The sequence below is a fragment of the Cryomorpha ignava genome (genome assembly GCF_010686655.1).
Taxonomy (GTDB): Bacteria; Bacteroidota; Bacteroidia; order Flavobacteriales_D; family Cryomorphaceae; genus Cryomorpha; species Cryomorpha ignava.
Genome location: NZ_JAAGVY010000009.1, coordinates 1 through 16,778, shown reverse-complemented (window position 1 = coordinate 16,778; position 16,778 = coordinate 1). Strand labels below are relative to the sequence as shown.

Genomic DNA, 16,778 nt, shown 5'->3' with positions numbered 1-16,778 from the left:
TCTTTTATTGATTAATAACCGGGATTTTGAGTCATCCCGGAGTTTGTATTTGTTTGTAATTCAGATGATGGTATTGGAAATAATGTTTGATTTGTGCTATTCACATTTGGTAAAACCTCAATAGCTCTGCCGGTGCGCACAAGGTCAAACCAGCGATGCCCCTCAAAAGCGAGTTCGATTCGTCTGTCCTTTTCAATTTGCAAGAGCAGAGCAGGGTAAGTGCTTGCAGAGGTCTCTGATAAGTTTGCCCGCAACCTTATTTCGTCTATATCATCTTTTATCATTCCTATATCTCCATTGTTTCTCGCTTCGGCTTCGGCTCTGATAAGGTACATTTCACCAAGGCGAATAACTATGAAGTTGTCTGCACCAGTGCTCAAATCGTCGTACTTAATAGGGTAGGCAAGCGCTGCGTCAAAAGCAATTGAGGCATTATAGCGCTCATCGCCAATTTCGTAGGCATCAAGAACGCTTTGGGTTGGCTCTACTTCGCGTCTGCCATTCAGGGTTTTTGGAAAGTTGTACTCAGCAATTCTATTTCGGTCAAGGGTGGTGAAATCAACTTCAAAAATGGTTTCTGCCGATCCGTCTCCATCAAAAATGGCAGCGTAATCATCAAGCAGCGTATATCCACCTTCGGAAATCACTTTACCGGCCATATCAGCTGCCATTGCGTAATCTTTTTTGTAGAGGTAAACTCTTGCTAGCAGACCAACAGCCGCATATTTGGTAGCCCTTATTTTTTGAGAGGTGCTCGCCGGCAAATGTTCTGCCGCAAACGTCAAATCAGAAATAATCTGCGCATAAACCTGATCAACAGAATTTCTCGGTACATTGAGATCATCTACACCAATAGTGGGTGTAATTTTAATCGGCACGGCTCCAAAATAATTTAGCGCGTTAAAGTGATCTAAAGCTCTGATAAAATAAAGCTCACCCAATGCCCGATTTTTTTCCTCTGCACTCATATCGCTCATGGCAGGCACTTTTTCAATTACATTGTTTGCCACATTAATACCATCATAACAAGCCGACCAGATACCAGCCACAGAACCATTTTCGGGAAGAATGTTGTTGTTGTCAACTTCCCGGTATTCAGAAGCGGTACCATCAATTGGTTGCGCCAAGTTGTCGGCTGCCAAATCTGAAAAGATTCCATATGTACGACCGTAATAGCCGAAGTATTGCAAAGTAGAATAGGCGCCAAAAATACCGCGCTCTATACCGGCTTTATCCTTAAATGCCTCATCGGCGGGAATGGAGTTTTGCGGCTCTACATCGAGTACATTGCATGAAAATGCCGAAAACAGCAGTGCAATTACCAGTAAAGTCGATTTCAAATAATTCATATTTTTCGTTTTTATGGCGAAACTTTTCATGGTCGGGTTAATATTTGCGTTCTTCTTCATCCTTAAAAACTTAAGTTAAGTCCTAAAATAAAAGTACGTGCCTGTGGATAGGTAAAAAAGTCGGTTCCTATTACAGCATTGTCGTCACCGCGGTAGTTTACTTCCGGGTCGAGGCCCGAATACTCAGTAAATGTCAGCAGGTTTTGACCGCTGAAATAAATACGCAGGTTTTCAATATTCTTCCAGTCATTTTGGAAGGTGTATCCAAAGGTCAGGTTTTTAAGTCGCATGTAAGAACCATCTTCAATAAATCGCGATGAAACTCTTTTGTTTGATGCGGCCGCAATCGGGTCGGTGGTTGCACGTGGAATATCAGTAATGTCTCCCGGCTGTCTCCATCGGCGCTCTATGTCTGCCACCTGATTGTCTCCGCCCTGCAGCGATTCCAGAAAAAGGCGGTTTCCGTTAAAAACGTCGTTGCCATAAGAAAACTGGAAGAAAATGCTCAAGTCAAATCCTTTGTATCCAAATGTGTTGGTAATACCTCCGATAAAATCAGGATGCGGATTCCCAACTTTTGTACGATCGGCGGCGGTTATTACACCATCAAAGTTTGTGTCTTCAAATACAATGTCGCCAGTGCTTGGGTCAACGCCCAATGAATTGTAACTGTAGAATATCCCAATAGGCTCACCTTCTTCTATTCTGCTACTTCCGCGGCCCAGGTCGTCAATTGGCTCACCGTTGTAAAGCTTAAGTACTTTGTTTCGGTTTCCCGAAAGGTTAAGGCGAGTGCTCCAGGTAAAGTCGCCTACATAATTTTGGGTGGTAATGGCAAGCTCAATTCCCTTGTTTTCTACCTCACCTACGTTTTGTGTGATAGACGAAAATCCGGAGCTTGGTGGAAGCGGACGGCTAAGCAATAGATCTTTTGTTTGCTTGTCGTAATAATCGGCGCTAAGCACAACGCGGTCTTCAAAAAGTCCCAAATCAAATCCGATATTAAACTGAGCTGTAGATTCCCATTTCAAATCTGGGTTTGGAATATTGCTTGGATAAATTGCCGGAAGGCCACCATAAGAAGTGTTTCCATAAAGCTCGGCGAAAAGAAATGCAGGAATGTCATCGTTTCCGGTAAGTCCGTAGCTGGCTCTTAGTTTCAATTCAGAGATTACAGCTACATCCATAAAGTCTTCTTCATTAATTCTCCATCCTGCAGATACTGCAGGGAAGAATCCATTTCTATTGTTTTCTCCAAAGCGCGACGAGCCATCTAATCTTCCGGAAACGGAGAGCAAATACTTGTTGTCGAAATTGTAATTGGCACGTCCAAAAAACGATCTTATCCCTGAAAAGGAAGCGCTGGCACTTGCCGATACGATTGTAGATGCGGAGCTGATATACTCCAGACTCTGATCTGCAAAGTCTTGACCGCGGATGGATGAACTTGCGGTTTGATACTGCTCAAAGCTGTATCCACCAAGCACTTCTATATTGTGCTTATCAATTTTTTTGGTATAAGTTAAAAAGTTGTTAGAAACCAAATTCAAAATGTTTGAGTAGGTTTCAAACCCAAGGCCATTGTATTTGGCTCCCTGCACCAAAATGGTAGATTCGTAAGAGTGCTCGCGGTAGTTTAAGAAGTCAATTCCCCATTTGGTAGAGAATTTTAAGTTGGGCAAAATCTTGTAGTCACCATAAACATTACCTACGGCTCTGTATGAATAGCTTTCGCTGATGTATTCATTTCCAATTGAGACTGCGTTGCTATAGGGGCCATCTTGATTATACGTTCCATCGGGATTGTAAACCGGGTAAATAGCAGGAGTGGAGATGCCATTAGGCAATACTCCGTGCAAGGACTGGTCGCTTTCTACACGATCTGTTTTCGAATAGGTAAGTCCAATGCTGGTTCCAATAGTCAGTTTATCATTTATTGTATGATCCAGATTCAACCTTCCGTTCACTCTTCTATAATCCGTTCCGAGCAAAATTCCTTCCTGATCAAACAGGTTACCGCTCATAAAAAAGCGGGTTTTTTCAGTTCCGCCGGATGCAGATAGTTCGTAATTGGCAATGGGTGCCGTTCTAAATATTTCGTCTTGCCAGTCGGTGTCAACTTTAATATTATTCATTTGCTCGGGCGAGAAAACCTGCGTTCCTGTAAGGTCGTTTCTGTATTGCATCCACTCGCGGGCGTCTAGCATGTCTACTGTATTCCACGCTTGCTGCATGCCGTAGTATGAGCTGAAGTTGATTTTGGTTTTTTCGGCTGCTCCGCGTTTTGTGGTTATTACCACTACACCATTTGATGCACGTGCACCGTATATAGAAGCCGCTGCAGCATCTTTAAGTACTGTAATAGATTCAATATCATTAGGGTTGAGGTCAGAGAGTGCATTTACACCTTGTCCTGAAAAGGAGAGTTGCGAAAAGTCGCCTGTGGTTACCGGAATTCCGTCTATAACGTAAAGCGGCTGGCTGGAACCGCCAATAGAGCTGATTCCGCGAATACGCACCGACATAGCACCACCGGGCGTACCACTGTTTTGAGTAACCTGCACACCCGCTACCTGCCCTTGCATTACCCCATCAATAGATGGTACCGGCAAATCTTTAAGTTGTTTTTGGTCAATCTCGGCAACAGCTCCGGTAAGGAGGGTGCGTTTTTCGACACCATAACCTACCACAACAAATTCCGACAACGATTTTATATCGCTTTCCAGCGTTACATTAATGACTCTTCTGGTGCCAACGGTTTCAGATTTATTTTTAAATCCCAAAAAGGAAAATTCCAAAACTGTAGAATCTGATGGTACATCGATGGCGTAATTGCCATCAACATCAGTTACCGTTCCGTTAAGAGTGCCCTTTATAACAATGTTTACACCGGGGATAGTAACACCTTGCTTATCAGTTACCTTTCCGGTAATATTGAGATTTTGAGCCGTTTGAGAAAATCCCGAATAACTCAGAAAACAGAGCGTCAAAAACAGAATTTTCGGAATTACAACAGAGAGTGACTGTAAACTTAATTTCATAAAACAGTTAATATAGCAACACCCGTTCTATTTTTCCCAACCCTTCATTTTAGGTAGCTGAAAAAACTACGGGTGTCTTGGTTAATTGGTAAAGTTTGGCGAAAGGTATATTTTTTGTTTCGGAAAGCGAAAGAAAAATCGGGAATGTGAATATTTTCCCGCCTTTATTGTTGGTTTGCTGATGGGTTGCGTAGTTATTCATTGCTTCGTTTGGAGAGAAGCTTCGTGCTTAGGGAAGTTAGAAATTTTAGATTTTAGCTCTTGGGTAGCGCTGACGCGCTTATGAGTTTTAACGCAAAGGCGCAAAGAAATACGCAGAGATCGCTGAGAAATGATGAGTTGGTTTTTTTTGGTTTAGGTCGCAAAGGGTGAAGTGGAATAGATGTGTTGCGCTGATTTTTTCTGGAAATATACGAAAAGTGATGAAATGAAAATAGCCACGCACTTAGCAGCGATCTCACCGACGACCTTCGACCAGCTGGAGTGCGTACGGATGGGAGTGCGCATGTAAGGTAATGCACTAATGACGTGCCAGTGTGTGATTTTTAAATCTAATAATATTCTCTCACAAACATACGACGCCATACGGGGTCGATATGGCTCACTCAAAAATCTTATTACTACAAATATGCGACGCCTTACAGGGTCGGTATGGACATAGTCAAAAATCATATTACTACAAACATGCGACGCCTTACAGGGTCGATATGGCTCACTCAAAAATCTTATTACTACAAATATGCGACGCCTTACAGGGTCGGTTTTCGAACCAAATTATATTCTCCTACACCCATACGACGCCTTAAGACCAGAGGGAATCCGTATGGACAGGGTCGGTTTTCGAACCAAATTATATTCTCCTACAACCATACGACGCCTTAAGACCAGAGGGAATCCGTATGGACAGGGTCGATATGGCTCACTCAAAAATCTTATTACTACAAATATGCGACGCCTTACAGGGTCGGTTTTCTAATCCCATCATATTTCTCCGACAACCATGCGACTTCTTAAGGCCAGAGGGAATCCGTATGGACAGGGTCGATATGGCCATAGTCAAAATTCACATTATTACAAACATACGACGCCGCAAAGCGTTGGGAAAAGATTCGGAAATTCTTAACTCGTAGCGCTCAAAACAAAAAAAAAACCTATAATAATGAGCCGGTTTGTTTTCAAATTTATATTTTGTTTTAGATTGAAACATTTGACCCTGTAAGGTGTCAAATGTTTGTAGGTTTAATGATTTGATGGCGTCCGACGACCCTGTAAGGCGTCGCACAATTTGGTTTTTTATAATTTGTATGATGATTTTGTACGACGCCTTACAGGGTCGAAAGGGCTCAAAATTCACATTTCTCTGAAATTTATATCTTGTATAGATAAAAAACCCTTAAAAGTTATATTATGGAGCCTGGTACATTTTCTCAAATTTATATTCAGTTTGTTTTTGCAGTTGATGGTAGAAGAAGTTTAATTTCCGAAAAATGGGAGGAAGATTTGTATAAATACATAACTGGGATTGTCACCAAAAAAAATCAGAAAGTATTGTCCATAAATGGTTCGTACGATCATTTGCATTTATTTGTCGGAACCAAACTAAGCTGTTGCCCGTCTGATTTGCTTAGAGAAGTAAAAAAATCAAGCAATACATGGATCAATGAAAACAGATTAACGAAGGCGAAATTCAATTGGCAGGTAGGTGGCGCGGGTTTTTCGTATTCTAAAGAGCATATTGATAGGGTAGTAAAATACATACATAATCAGAAGGAGCATCACAAAACAGTAAGGTTTAAAGATGAATACATAAAAATGTTGCAAGATCATGATATTGAATTTAAGGATGAATATTTGTTTAAATGGATAGAAGATTAGGGTGGCAGGTTGCAAATTTATAAATTGACCATGGTAGATATTGAAACATTTGGCCAGTAAGACGTCATACCATTTAATTTTTGGAATTTGCACTTAAGATGTTGTGCGACGCCTTACAGGGTCGATATGGCCATAGTCAAAAATCATATTACTACAAACATGCGACGCCTTACAGGGTCGATATGGCTCACTCAAAAATCTTATTACTACAAATATGCGACGCCTTACAGGGTCGATATGGCTAGACTCAAAAATCATAGTACTACAAACATAGGACGCCTTACAGGGTTGGTTCCCGGATTATATAATTTTCTCCTGCAACCATGCGACTACTTACGGGGTCAATATGGCTAGACTCAAAATTCATAGTACTACAAACATACGACGCCTTAAGACCAGAGGGAATCCGTATGGACAGGGTCGATATGGCTCACTCAAAAATCATATTACTACAAATATGCGACGCCTTACAGGGTCGGTTTTCGAACCAAATTATATTCTCCTACACCCATACGACGCCTTAAGACCAGAGGGAATCCGTATGGACAGGGTCGGTTTGCGAATCAAATTATTTTCTCCTACAAACATACGACGCCTTAAGACCAGAGGGAATCCGAATGGACAGGGTCGGTTTGCGAATCAAATTATTTTCTCCTACAACCAAACGACGCCTTAAGACCAGAGGGAATCCGTATGGACAGGGTCGATATGGCCATAGTCAAAATTCACATTATTACAAACATACGACGCCGTAAAGCGTTGGGAAAAGATTCGGAAATTCTTAACTCGTAGCGCTCAAAACAAAAAAAAATCTATAATAATGAGCCGATTTGTTTTCAAATTTATATTTTGTTTTAGATTGAACCATTTGACCCTGTAAGGTGTCAAATGTTTGTAGGTTTAATGATTTGATGGCGTCCGACGACCCTGTAAGGCGTCGCACAATTTGGTTTTTTATAATTTGTATGATGATTTTGTACGACGCCTTACAGGGTCGGTTTTCTAATCCCATAATATTTCTCCTACAAACATGCGACTCCTTAAGACCAGAGGGAATCCGTATGGACAGGGCCGATTTCCGGATTATATAATTTTCTCCTACAACCATACGACGCCTTAAAACAAGAGGGAATCCTTATGGACAGGGTCGATATGGCCATATTCAAAAATCATATTTCTACAACCAAACGACGCCTTAAGACCAGAGGGAATCCGTATGGACAGAGTCGGTTTTCTAATCCCGTAATATTTCTCCTACAAACATGCGACTCCTTAAGACCAGAGGGAATCCGTATGGACAGGGTCGATTCCCGGATTATATAATTTTTTTCTCCTACAAACATAAGACACCTTAAGACAAGAGGGAATCCGTATGGACCTTTAGAATTTGAGGTAAACATTCCAGCTTAAACTTTGTATATTAGGACTCAAGTTTTTTCATGCGAGTCTAGTTTCTAAACAATTCTAGGAGAACGCTTCGCTGGTAAGTCGATAAGTGTAGTGGGAAAAATTACTCTTATGCCCAAGATGTGCGGTTGACTCCCTTCAGGGTTGGGGTGCGCGAAGGAATGGCTGGAAATAGCTACAAGCTACAAGCTGATGATGCCTAAATTACACTGACCAAAAAAATAATCATCAACTTACCGATTTTAGTTTAAATGATAATTATGAATCTTGAGATAAGAAAAAGCTTGAGGCTTACGGCTTACTGCTTGAAGCTTCTCACCTCAACGCAATAAACCGGACGACTCAAACAAGCGGCGAAAGACCCAAGAAACGAGACCGTTCACGCCGAAATTTTTCCCATCTTTGCATTCCCAAAAAAGCAATATTATGAGCGACGACAAAAAAGTCATATTCTCGATGGTGAAGGTCAATAAGACCACACCAACAGGAAAACATATTCTTAAAGATATTTACCTTTCATTCTACTACGGTGCCAAAATTGGTATTCTCGGATTGAACGGTTCAGGTAAATCTACGGTGATGAAAATTATTGCCGGACTTGATAAAGCGTATCAGGGCGAAGTGGTTTGGGCTCCCGGTTATTCTGTGGGCTACCTTCCGCAGGAGCCACATCTTGACGATTCCAAAACGGTGAAGGAAGTGGTGATGGAAGGAGTGAAGGCGATTACCGATGTGCTTGAAGAATACGAAGAGATCAACAATAAATTCATGGACGAGGAGATTTTAAACGATCCCGACAAAATGGATAAGCTCATTGAGCGCCAGGCAAAAGTGCAGGACCGTATCGAAGCTTTGGGTGCCTGGGATCTGGATACAAAGCTCGAAATTGCTATGGATGCACTGCGCACTCCTGAAGGCGATACGCCCATTAAAAACCTTTCGGGTGGTGAGCGCCGCCGCGTGGCACTTTGTCGACTTTTGCTACAAGAGCCGGATGTATTGCTTCTGGATGAGCCTACAAACCACCTCGATGCCGAATCGGTACAGTGGCTTGAGCAGCACTTGCAGCAGTATAAAGGAACGGTGCTGGCCGTAACACACGACCGCTACTTCCTCGACAATGTGGCAGGATGGATTCTGGAGCTGGATCGCGGCGAAGGCATTCCCTGGAAAGGAAACTACAGCTCATGGCTTGACCAAAAAGCTAAGCGACTACAGCAGGAAGAAAAAGGCGAAAGCAAGCGACGCAAAGAATTGGAGCGCGAGCTGGAGTGGGTGCGGATGAATCCAAAAGGTCGCCATGCCAAAAACAAAGCGCGTTTGAACAATTACGACAAGATGATGAGCGAAGGTTCGTCGGAAAAAGAAGCTCGTTTGGCGCTTCCAATACCGAATGGTCAGCGACTTGGAAATGAAGTAATAAGAGCCGAAGGCGTATCGAAAGCGTATGGCGATAAATTGCTTTATGAAAACTTGAATTTTAATCTTCCCCCTGCCGGGATAGTTGGTGTAATTGGACCAAACGGTGCCGGTAAAACAACCCTCTTCAGAATGATACTGGGAGAGGAGCAACCCGATGCGGGAACAATTACCGTGGGCGACACCGTTCAGCTGGGTTATGTAGATCAGACCCATGGCGATCTCGATGAGAATAAAACAGTTTGGGAAGTCGTATCTGGCGGAACCGAATTTATAGAAGTGGGTGGAATAAAACTCAACTCTCGTGCGTACGTTTCCAAATTCAACTTCAACGGATCAGATCAAAATAAGAAAGTTGGCGTACTATCAGGTGGTGAGCGAAACCGCCTTCACCTGGCGATGACATTAAAAACAGAAGCTAACGTGTTGCTACTCGATGAGCCCACAAACGATATTGATGTAAACACTTTGCGCGCTCTGGAAGAAGGCATCATGGACTTTGCCGGATGTGCCGTGGTAATCAGTCACGACCGTTGGTTCTTAGACCGTATTTGTACGCACATCCTTGCCTTTGAAGGTAACTCAGACGTGTATTATTTTGAGGGTACTTACAGTGAATACGAGGAGAATAAGAAGAAACGACTTGGTGATGTTGGGCCGAAGCGGATTAAGTATCGGAAGCTTGTTAAGTAGCTTCAAGCCGTAAGCTTTATGCTTTAAGCTGCTTTGTGCGGACTTTTTGGTTTACTTTTCTCTTTAGGTTGTGACGTAGGTCGCTAGTCTCTAGTCGCGAGCTTGCTTTTTGCGGACTTTTGGGTTGGGTGCTGATTTTGGGGTTGGTCTTTGGTGATTTGTGCTCTGTTTCCTTAATTTTTACATCACTGCATCTGCACTGGTTGCAAATTCGCAAAGCGGCTTGCATTACCTGCGACTGTAGTTTTGATCCTGAATAAGCGCTACTAACTTGCCACCTGTCAACCAACTGGAGTTCCAACCTGAAAAGCTACACCACCGCCTGGTGAAATTTGATTAACTCATCTAGCGAAGCGAAGAGCACTGACGCTCGTCACCAACATGTTCCAATCTCTTGTACTCCATAAAAATCAATTGTTTGAAACGAAACCTTTCAGGACACTCGATTTAGCGCAATATGCTCAACTAGCGACTAGAGACTAGAGACTAATCATGAGCTTATCAAAGCGTTAATATTCTGAAGACGAGCTAAAAAGCTGTTTCAGAATTTTCTTCACTTTCAAATTTAGCGAATGAAAAAGAATATTGGTCTATCTTGTAAATAAAGCAAATAATGCATTTAACTAACTGAAAATCTGAATTTAACAGGTAGTAAAAGTAGATGCGTCCAATTTCCTTTTGTCGAAAAAACTGAACTGACTTATAGCAATGGAGTAAATGCCAAGGAATAAACTATAATCTAAAGCTATCATGAATCAAAAATTTACTCTTAAGCAAAAATGGCGTGGAGCGAAAATCGTCTCACTCGTCACATTATTTTGTTCCCTATTTGTCTTTGACGCTATAAGTCAGCAGGTATGGGATTTTGACTATACAGGAAGTGCGCAATCTTTAGAACTGCCGGCTGGGCCATTCTTACTTGAGGTATGGGGCGCAGAAGGTGGAAATGGATCACTTGCTGCTTCCGGCGGAAAAGGAGGCTATTCAGTTGGAGAATTTACTTTAAGTGAAAGCCAAACTGTTCAAATATTTGTAGGTGAAGCTGGCCAAACAACTGGCAGTGGCTCATTTAATGGTGGCGGTGCAGCTGGTACCAATTACGGTGCTGAAGGTGGTGGCGCTACAGATGTTAGACTAAGCCCCTACGCATTCATTAACCGAATTATTGTCGCCGGCGGTGGCGGTGGCGCATCTTACGGATCAACCCCTTCAGCAGGTGGTGCAGGCGGTGGATTGACCGGGCTTGATGGATCTAATGGAAACTCGTTTACAGGAGGCAAAGGCGGCACACAAAGTGCAGGTGGCCAAGCCGGATGTTGTTATGGAAATGCGAGTCCAGGTACTTTCGGATTAGGCGCTAGCCCAGGCGATTTCCACAATGCTGGTGGCGGTGGCGGCTGGTATGGTGGTGGGTCTGGAGCAGCACATAGTGGAGCCGGAGGCGGTTCTGGCTACACTGCTGGCCTCATAGAAGCTGCAATGATTGCAGGAAATGCAACCATGCCAAATCCCACTGGTGGAGATATGAATGGCAAGATCGGTAACGGATTTGCAAGAATCACTCAACTTTATTCGGTAGCTGTTCAAAGTTTATCGGATGCGTCATGCGCAGAAACAGCAGATGGATCATTATCAGTTTCGATTAACGGTGGTACACCTCCCTACACTTTTGTGTGGAGCAATGGTGTTACCACAACTTCCGGAAATGCCATTTCGGGATATACCCTACTGGGAAATATTGGCGAACACAGCTACTACCGCAGCGATGCTCAATCAGGCACTTATGATGAAGCTCAAGCTGATGCCGAGTCGAATTTGGGATATGTTGCGAGCATCACTAGTGCTGAAGAGAATGCATGGCTTATGGCCAACGGCGTACAAGGAGGCGATAATATTGGCGGAAGCGATACGGCTGAAGAAGGAACCTGGGTTTGGGCTTCGGGAGAGCCATTTTCTTATTCCAATTGGTCGCCGGGAGAACCTAACAACGGCAATATTCAAAACAACATGCAAATGTATCCAGACGGCAAATGGGACAACGTGGTTTGGGCAGGAGGTCCTAATGTAAGACATATTATGGAGTTGCCGGGAGTCAGTAAGATTGAAAACCTTGCACCGGGCGAATACACCGTAACGGTTACTGACGCAAACGGAACAGAAACCACAGGCACCTATACCGTTGGTCCTGATCCAATAGAGATTATTTTTGCAATGACCCCATCTAGCACATGCGATGAAGCAGGAGACGGAGCCCTCGAAGCTCAGGTTTCAGGTGGTACGGCACCCTATTCATATGTTTGGAGTTCGGGCGAAACAAATGCGCTTATTTCAAACAAAGCCATTGGTGAATACACCGTAACTGTAACTGATGCTAACAATTGTGCATCAGTAGAAGCGACGGGTACAATTACACCAGATGACAGCACTGACCCCATAGTTTTGGTGAAAGCCGCAACTATTTACCTCGACGAAAACGGAGATGCACAAGTAGCGATAGAAGATGTGAATGACGGTTCTTATGACGATTGCAGTTTGGAGCTGTCTCTGGGACAGACTGACTACAATTGCTCGCATCTTATTCCAGAACCTGCTTCCTTTGATGGGATAACGGCACTTACACTTGACGGAACGGACGATTATCTTACTTTCAACTCGGTTGTTCCACAATCACCAAGCCACACGATGGCAGCGTGGATTAAAACTTCAACGATTAACAGAAGCGTTTTTGGATGGGGCGGAGCAGGCGTTAATAACTACTCAGGAATGGCTTTTCAAGGTGGAAATATTCGTTATTATGCCGGGAATGGAACAGCACCGATACAATTTGTTACAGGAAGTACGTGGGTAACCGATGGAAATTGGCACCACGTTGCTATATCCAGATCAAACACGGGTGAAGTGAAAATATTCGTTGACGGAAATTTGGATGCCTCAGGTACTGTTTCAAAGTATATAAACACTGTTACAAATAGCAGTGCAGGAGCAATATTTGCGAATGGATCTTTTCAACTGGCTTTCGATGGAGACATTGACGAATTTGCCACTTGGCCGACAGTACTTTCAGAAGAAGCAATTGCTGAGCTTGTTTGCAATGGCCCGTTAAATCCAGATGTTTATCTCAAGTTTGAGGACGGCACAGGAAGCAGCATAGCAACAGATCGATCTGAAAACGAAAATCATGCGAATTTAGTCAATATGGATTCCAACGAAAGTTGGGTTGATTTTGGCGATCCTGTTATTACTCCAAATTGCGCTTCAGAAATTACTACAATGCTTATAGGTATAGACCTTTCGGGTAATATGAATAGCGCCAGAGCAGTACTTACAGTTTTGGATACCATTGCGCCTGTCGCGATTGCAAAAAGTCAAACTATCTACCTTAACGGTGATGGCGAGGCGGTGTTGAACCCGGCAGATTTGGACAATGGCTCAACGGATAACTGTGCTGTAGAAAGCTTCACTGCCAGTAAAACACTTTTCAATTGCAGCGATTTGGGAATGAATAGCGTGGTGCTTTCAGCATCAGATATGAGCGGTAACTCCGGATCGGCAGCAACGCAAGTCGAAGTTTTGGATAATACCGCACCTACTGTAGTAGTTGAAAACATCGATGTATTCCTAAATGAAGACGGAGAGGCCTTCATTGTGCCGGCTGATGTAGAAGTTTCGGCTTCAGACAATTGCCAAATAGCTTCGAGAGTGCTCAACCTTAGCGCGTTTACTTGTGCAGATTTGGGTCAGGAAATTGAAATTATACTAACTGTTACGGATAATTCAGGAAACGAAACTCAGGAAAGCGCTTTAATTTCTGTGGTTGAATCAATTGCTCCTGTAGCAGTAGCTCAGGGGTACACGATAGAACTTGACGAAAACGGAGAGGCTGATCTAACTTCTGCTGAAGTTGCCCAATTTATCGGTTCCGGTTCTTCTGATAATTGTGGTTTGGATGCCGATTCTCACGCATTGAACCAAATGACTTTCTCTTGTGAAGATCTGGGAGCGAATTCGTTGACTTATAGTGTTGCAGATGCTTCAGGAAATTCAGACGATGCTCCTGTAACCATTACCGTTGTTGACGGAATAGCACCGGTGGCAGTCGCACAAGACCTTATTGCAGAATTGAATGCAGATGGAATAGCAGTAATTTCTGCCGATGACGCTGACAATGGTTCTACTGACAACTGCTCGATTGCTTCACGTGCCCTTAACACCTCAGAGTTTTCGTGCGAGAACTTAGGTGAGCAAGAGGTTACACTAACGGTAACTGATGCTTCAGGTAACGAAAGTCAAGCAGTATTTACAGTTGATGTAGTTGACCAGGTAGCTCCAACAATCCCGGAATTAATAACAATGAATATTTACCTGGATGAAAACGGAGCAGCAATTTTTGATACAGCTCCTTTATTGGCGGAAGCCTCAGACAATTGCGGCCTGGATGCCATTTTAGCGAATGGTCTGGACGAGGAGTACATCGATATCGATGGTTTTCCAATTGATTGCGAGGAAGTTGGTACCAACCAGGGACTACTGTATGTGAGAGACACCAGCGGAAACCTGACCGAATTCGTATTGGAATTGACTGTAATCGATACTATCAAGCCTTCATTCAATTTGGATTTTATTGAAATAGAATTAGATGTGGAAGGAAACGCATATCTCACAGAAGCAATGCTTATGCCTTATGCCTCAGATAATTGTTCTATTGCTGAAGTAGCCATCCAGATTGAGCAGTTTGACTGCAGTCAGATGGGTGCTATGCAATTCACTGAGATACTGGTTTACGACATTCATGGAAATGCAAAACAGCATACCCTTGAAGTGCAAGTGATAGATGTTATGGTACCGCAAGTGCAGGTAGGCAACATTACTATAGAACTCAATGAAAACGGGCAGGCTGATTTAAGTGTAGATATACTTGAAATGATGGCAGAAGACAATTGTGCACCGACAAACTTTGTGCTTAGTCAAACTGTTTTTTCTTGCGCTGATTTAGGAAGCAATACTTTGAGCATTACGGTAGCAGATGCGGCCGGAAATACCGGAGTAGCAGAGTTTATGGTAACTGTAGTAGATAATGTGGCTCCTGAAGTAGTAGCTCCGCAAACCATCAAGCTATGTGAAGGAGTGCCTGTAAGCTATGACGAAATTGTGGCTACTGATAACTGCTCTGCAGAACTGAGTCTGATTGATGGACCACAAGCGGGTGATACACCTGAGGTGGGCGATTACATGGTAGAATTTGAAGCTGTAGATCCTTCCGGAAATGCAACTTCAACATTTGTAATGCTGGCTGTATCGCCAACGCCTGTAGTAGATTTAGGTGAAGATATGATGGTCGGAGAAGGGACAATAGTTACACTCGTGGCCGGTGAAAGCGCAACCAACGAATATCTTTGGAGCAACGGCGGCACCGGTATTGTGTACCAATTGGTCGCTATAGAAGATGTAACGGTATCTGTTGCAGTAACAACTCCTGAAGGATGTTCTTCTACTGACGAAATAAGCATTAGCATTATTGACCCACTAGGGATTGATGATGATGCAGCCGGAAACAGCGTTCGTTTCTACCCGAATCCAACGAGAGGGCAGATGTCAATCGCTCTTTCTTTGACGGAAGTTGCAACGGATGTTCAGATGAACATTACGGACATCACCGGAAAATCGGTTGCACAACGTATGATCCAGACAGCCAAAGACGGTGATGTAATATCGCTTGATCTTTCAGGCTATGCTAAAGGTATCTATCTTGTAAATCTTAAATCAGATTCTTTCAATTTAACAGAGAGAGTGGTTAAGCAATAAGATAAATCCATATTTCACAGAAGCCCTGCAACTATAATGGTTGTGGGGCTTTTTTTTTCTTGATAATTTGTTTGGTTGTTTTTTTAGCGCTTTGGGTGTTTGTAGTTTGGGGCGTTTGGGGGCGTTTGGAGCGTTTGGGGCGTGGGGTAGTGGGACATTTGGGACGCTGGTGACTATTAGGACGCGGCACATCCGCAATATGCTGATGCAGAAATGAAAGTTGCTACCGGCTCTATGAGTGGAGTCCGCCTCTCGACTAGAGACTCGAGACTGTTTTTCCGCTTCGGCTTTAAGATTCGAATGTTATTAGATATGTAAGACAGATCAGTAGATGTTAAAAAAAATTGTGAAGGATTAAAATGTTATATTACTAAAGTTTCGCACATCTAAAAGTACACTAAAACATGATATTTATTCTTTTAATCTTCCTCAAGAAATTGATTTAACCGTTTGATATTTGGGATATTGTTAATGGTTGTTCCAAAATCGGTTTTGGCTCGGCAATATTATTATGCATAGCTGGTGGGCTTAATAAAAGTTTAATTTTCTCAAAAGCATCCAAACTATTGATTGCTTTTCGTACGATTTCTTGCGCATCAAGGCCTTCTAAAAGCTGATCTATCAACTCAACCAAGCTTAGGAGCAATGCAATAAGCCTCTCGTGTAGCCTTAGTTCTAAGGTTTCTGCTTGTGTGCCTTCAAATAGTCTACCCAAGGTTTCATATTGCTGCATCTGGTTTTTGAGTGTCAGAAAAATATGTTGAACCATTACCAAAGTTGTGTGAGCCACTTGGGCATCGAAATCTGTACTCTGCTCTTTACCCAAACCCAGCAGCTGTTTGCTTTCTTTGAAAAACACTTCTATGCTCCAGCGTATTTGGTAAATCTCGATTGTAGATTTAAAAGTGGACTTTGTATCCGTAGATAGCACCACCTTCCACTTACCGTGCTTGCCCCTTCGGGTAAAGTACAATACGGTAAACTCTCCATTCCATTCAACAACTGTTCTTATGTAATATAGTCCAAAACACTTATTTCTTTTGGTGTTTTTCCGGTTGAGATTTCTTATAGCTTTATAGGTCATGTTTTTACCTCTGTATTTAAAAAGAGTCTTTACCTTGCAAAACATGCCGATGTAATGCAAGCCGGCTTTTTTAGCTGCATGCACCATTTTCCAACAGGTAAACCAACT

The 16,778-nt window shown here is 42.9% G+C and carries 6 protein-coding genes; 3 read left to right on the top strand and 3 right to left on the bottom strand.

All coding sequences use genetic code 11. The features are described from left to right. Positions 1 to 11: 11 nt before the first annotated feature. Positions 12 to 1,349 (bottom strand): RagB/SusD family nutrient uptake outer membrane protein, encoded by a 1,338-nt coding sequence (locus tag G3O08_RS06775; RefSeq protein ID WP_239541036.1) that lies wholly within the window; start codon positions 1,347 to 1,349, stop codon positions 12 to 14. Positions 1,350 to 1,411: 62 nt separating this feature from the next. Then, positions 1,412 to 4,390 carry a SusC/RagA family TonB-linked outer membrane protein gene (locus G3O08_RS06770; RefSeq protein WP_163284187.1) on the bottom strand — a complete coding sequence of 993 codons (2,979 nt, stop codon included), beginning with the start codon at positions 4,388 to 4,390 and terminating at the stop codon, positions 1,412 to 1,414. Positions 4,391 to 5,797: 1,407 nt separating this feature from the next. Here G3O08_RS06770 and G3O08_RS06765 point away from each other — a divergent pair. The 3 genes from G3O08_RS06765 (at position 5,798) to G3O08_RS06755 (ending at position 15,586) form a co-directional block, all read left to right on the top strand. Beyond that, positions 5,798 to 6,265: a transposase gene (locus G3O08_RS06765; protein WP_163284185.1), complete on the top strand. Its 468-nt coding sequence runs from the start codon at positions 5,798 to 5,800 to the stop codon at positions 6,263 to 6,265. Between the two features lie 1,833 nt (positions 6,266 to 8,098). Next, entirely contained in the window at positions 8,099 to 9,784 is a 1,686-nt protein-coding gene (ettA, locus tag G3O08_RS06760) for an energy-dependent translational throttle protein EttA (RefSeq protein WP_163284183.1), read from the top strand. Between the two features lie 750 nt (positions 9,785 to 10,534). Further along, positions 10,535 to 15,586: a glycine-rich protein gene (locus G3O08_RS06755; protein ID WP_163284181.1), complete on the top strand. Its 5,052-nt coding sequence runs from the start codon at positions 10,535 to 10,537 to the stop codon at positions 15,584 to 15,586. A gap of 442 nt (positions 15,587 to 16,028) precedes the next feature. On the opposite strand, the gene G3O08_RS06750 is transcribed toward G3O08_RS06755, so the two are convergent. Then, a partial coding sequence (locus tag G3O08_RS06750) for a transposase (RefSeq protein ID WP_204336802.1) occupies positions 16,029 to 16,778 on the bottom strand: 750 nt, incomplete at its 5' end.

What these genes read in the sequence shown, in the direction of transcription:
- G3O08_RS06775 (WP_239541036.1), bottom strand. Translation starts at nt 1,349, where the DNA reads ATGAATTATTTGAAATCGACTTTACTGGTAATTGCACTGCTGTTTTCG.
- G3O08_RS06755 (WP_163284181.1), top strand. Translation starts at nt 10,535, where the DNA reads ATGAATCAAAAATTTACTCTTAAGCAAAAATGGCGTGGAGCGAAAATC.
- G3O08_RS06770 (WP_163284187.1), bottom strand. Translation starts at nt 4,390, where the DNA reads ATGAAATTAAGTTTACAGTCACTCTCTGTTGTAATTCCGAAAATTCTG.
- ettA (WP_163284183.1), top strand. Translation starts at nt 8,099, where the DNA reads ATGAGCGACGACAAAAAAGTCATATTCTCGATGGTGAAGGTCAATAAG.
- G3O08_RS06765 (WP_163284185.1), top strand. Translation starts at nt 5,798, where the DNA reads ATGGAGCCTGGTACATTTTCTCAAATTTATATTCAGTTTGTTTTTGCA.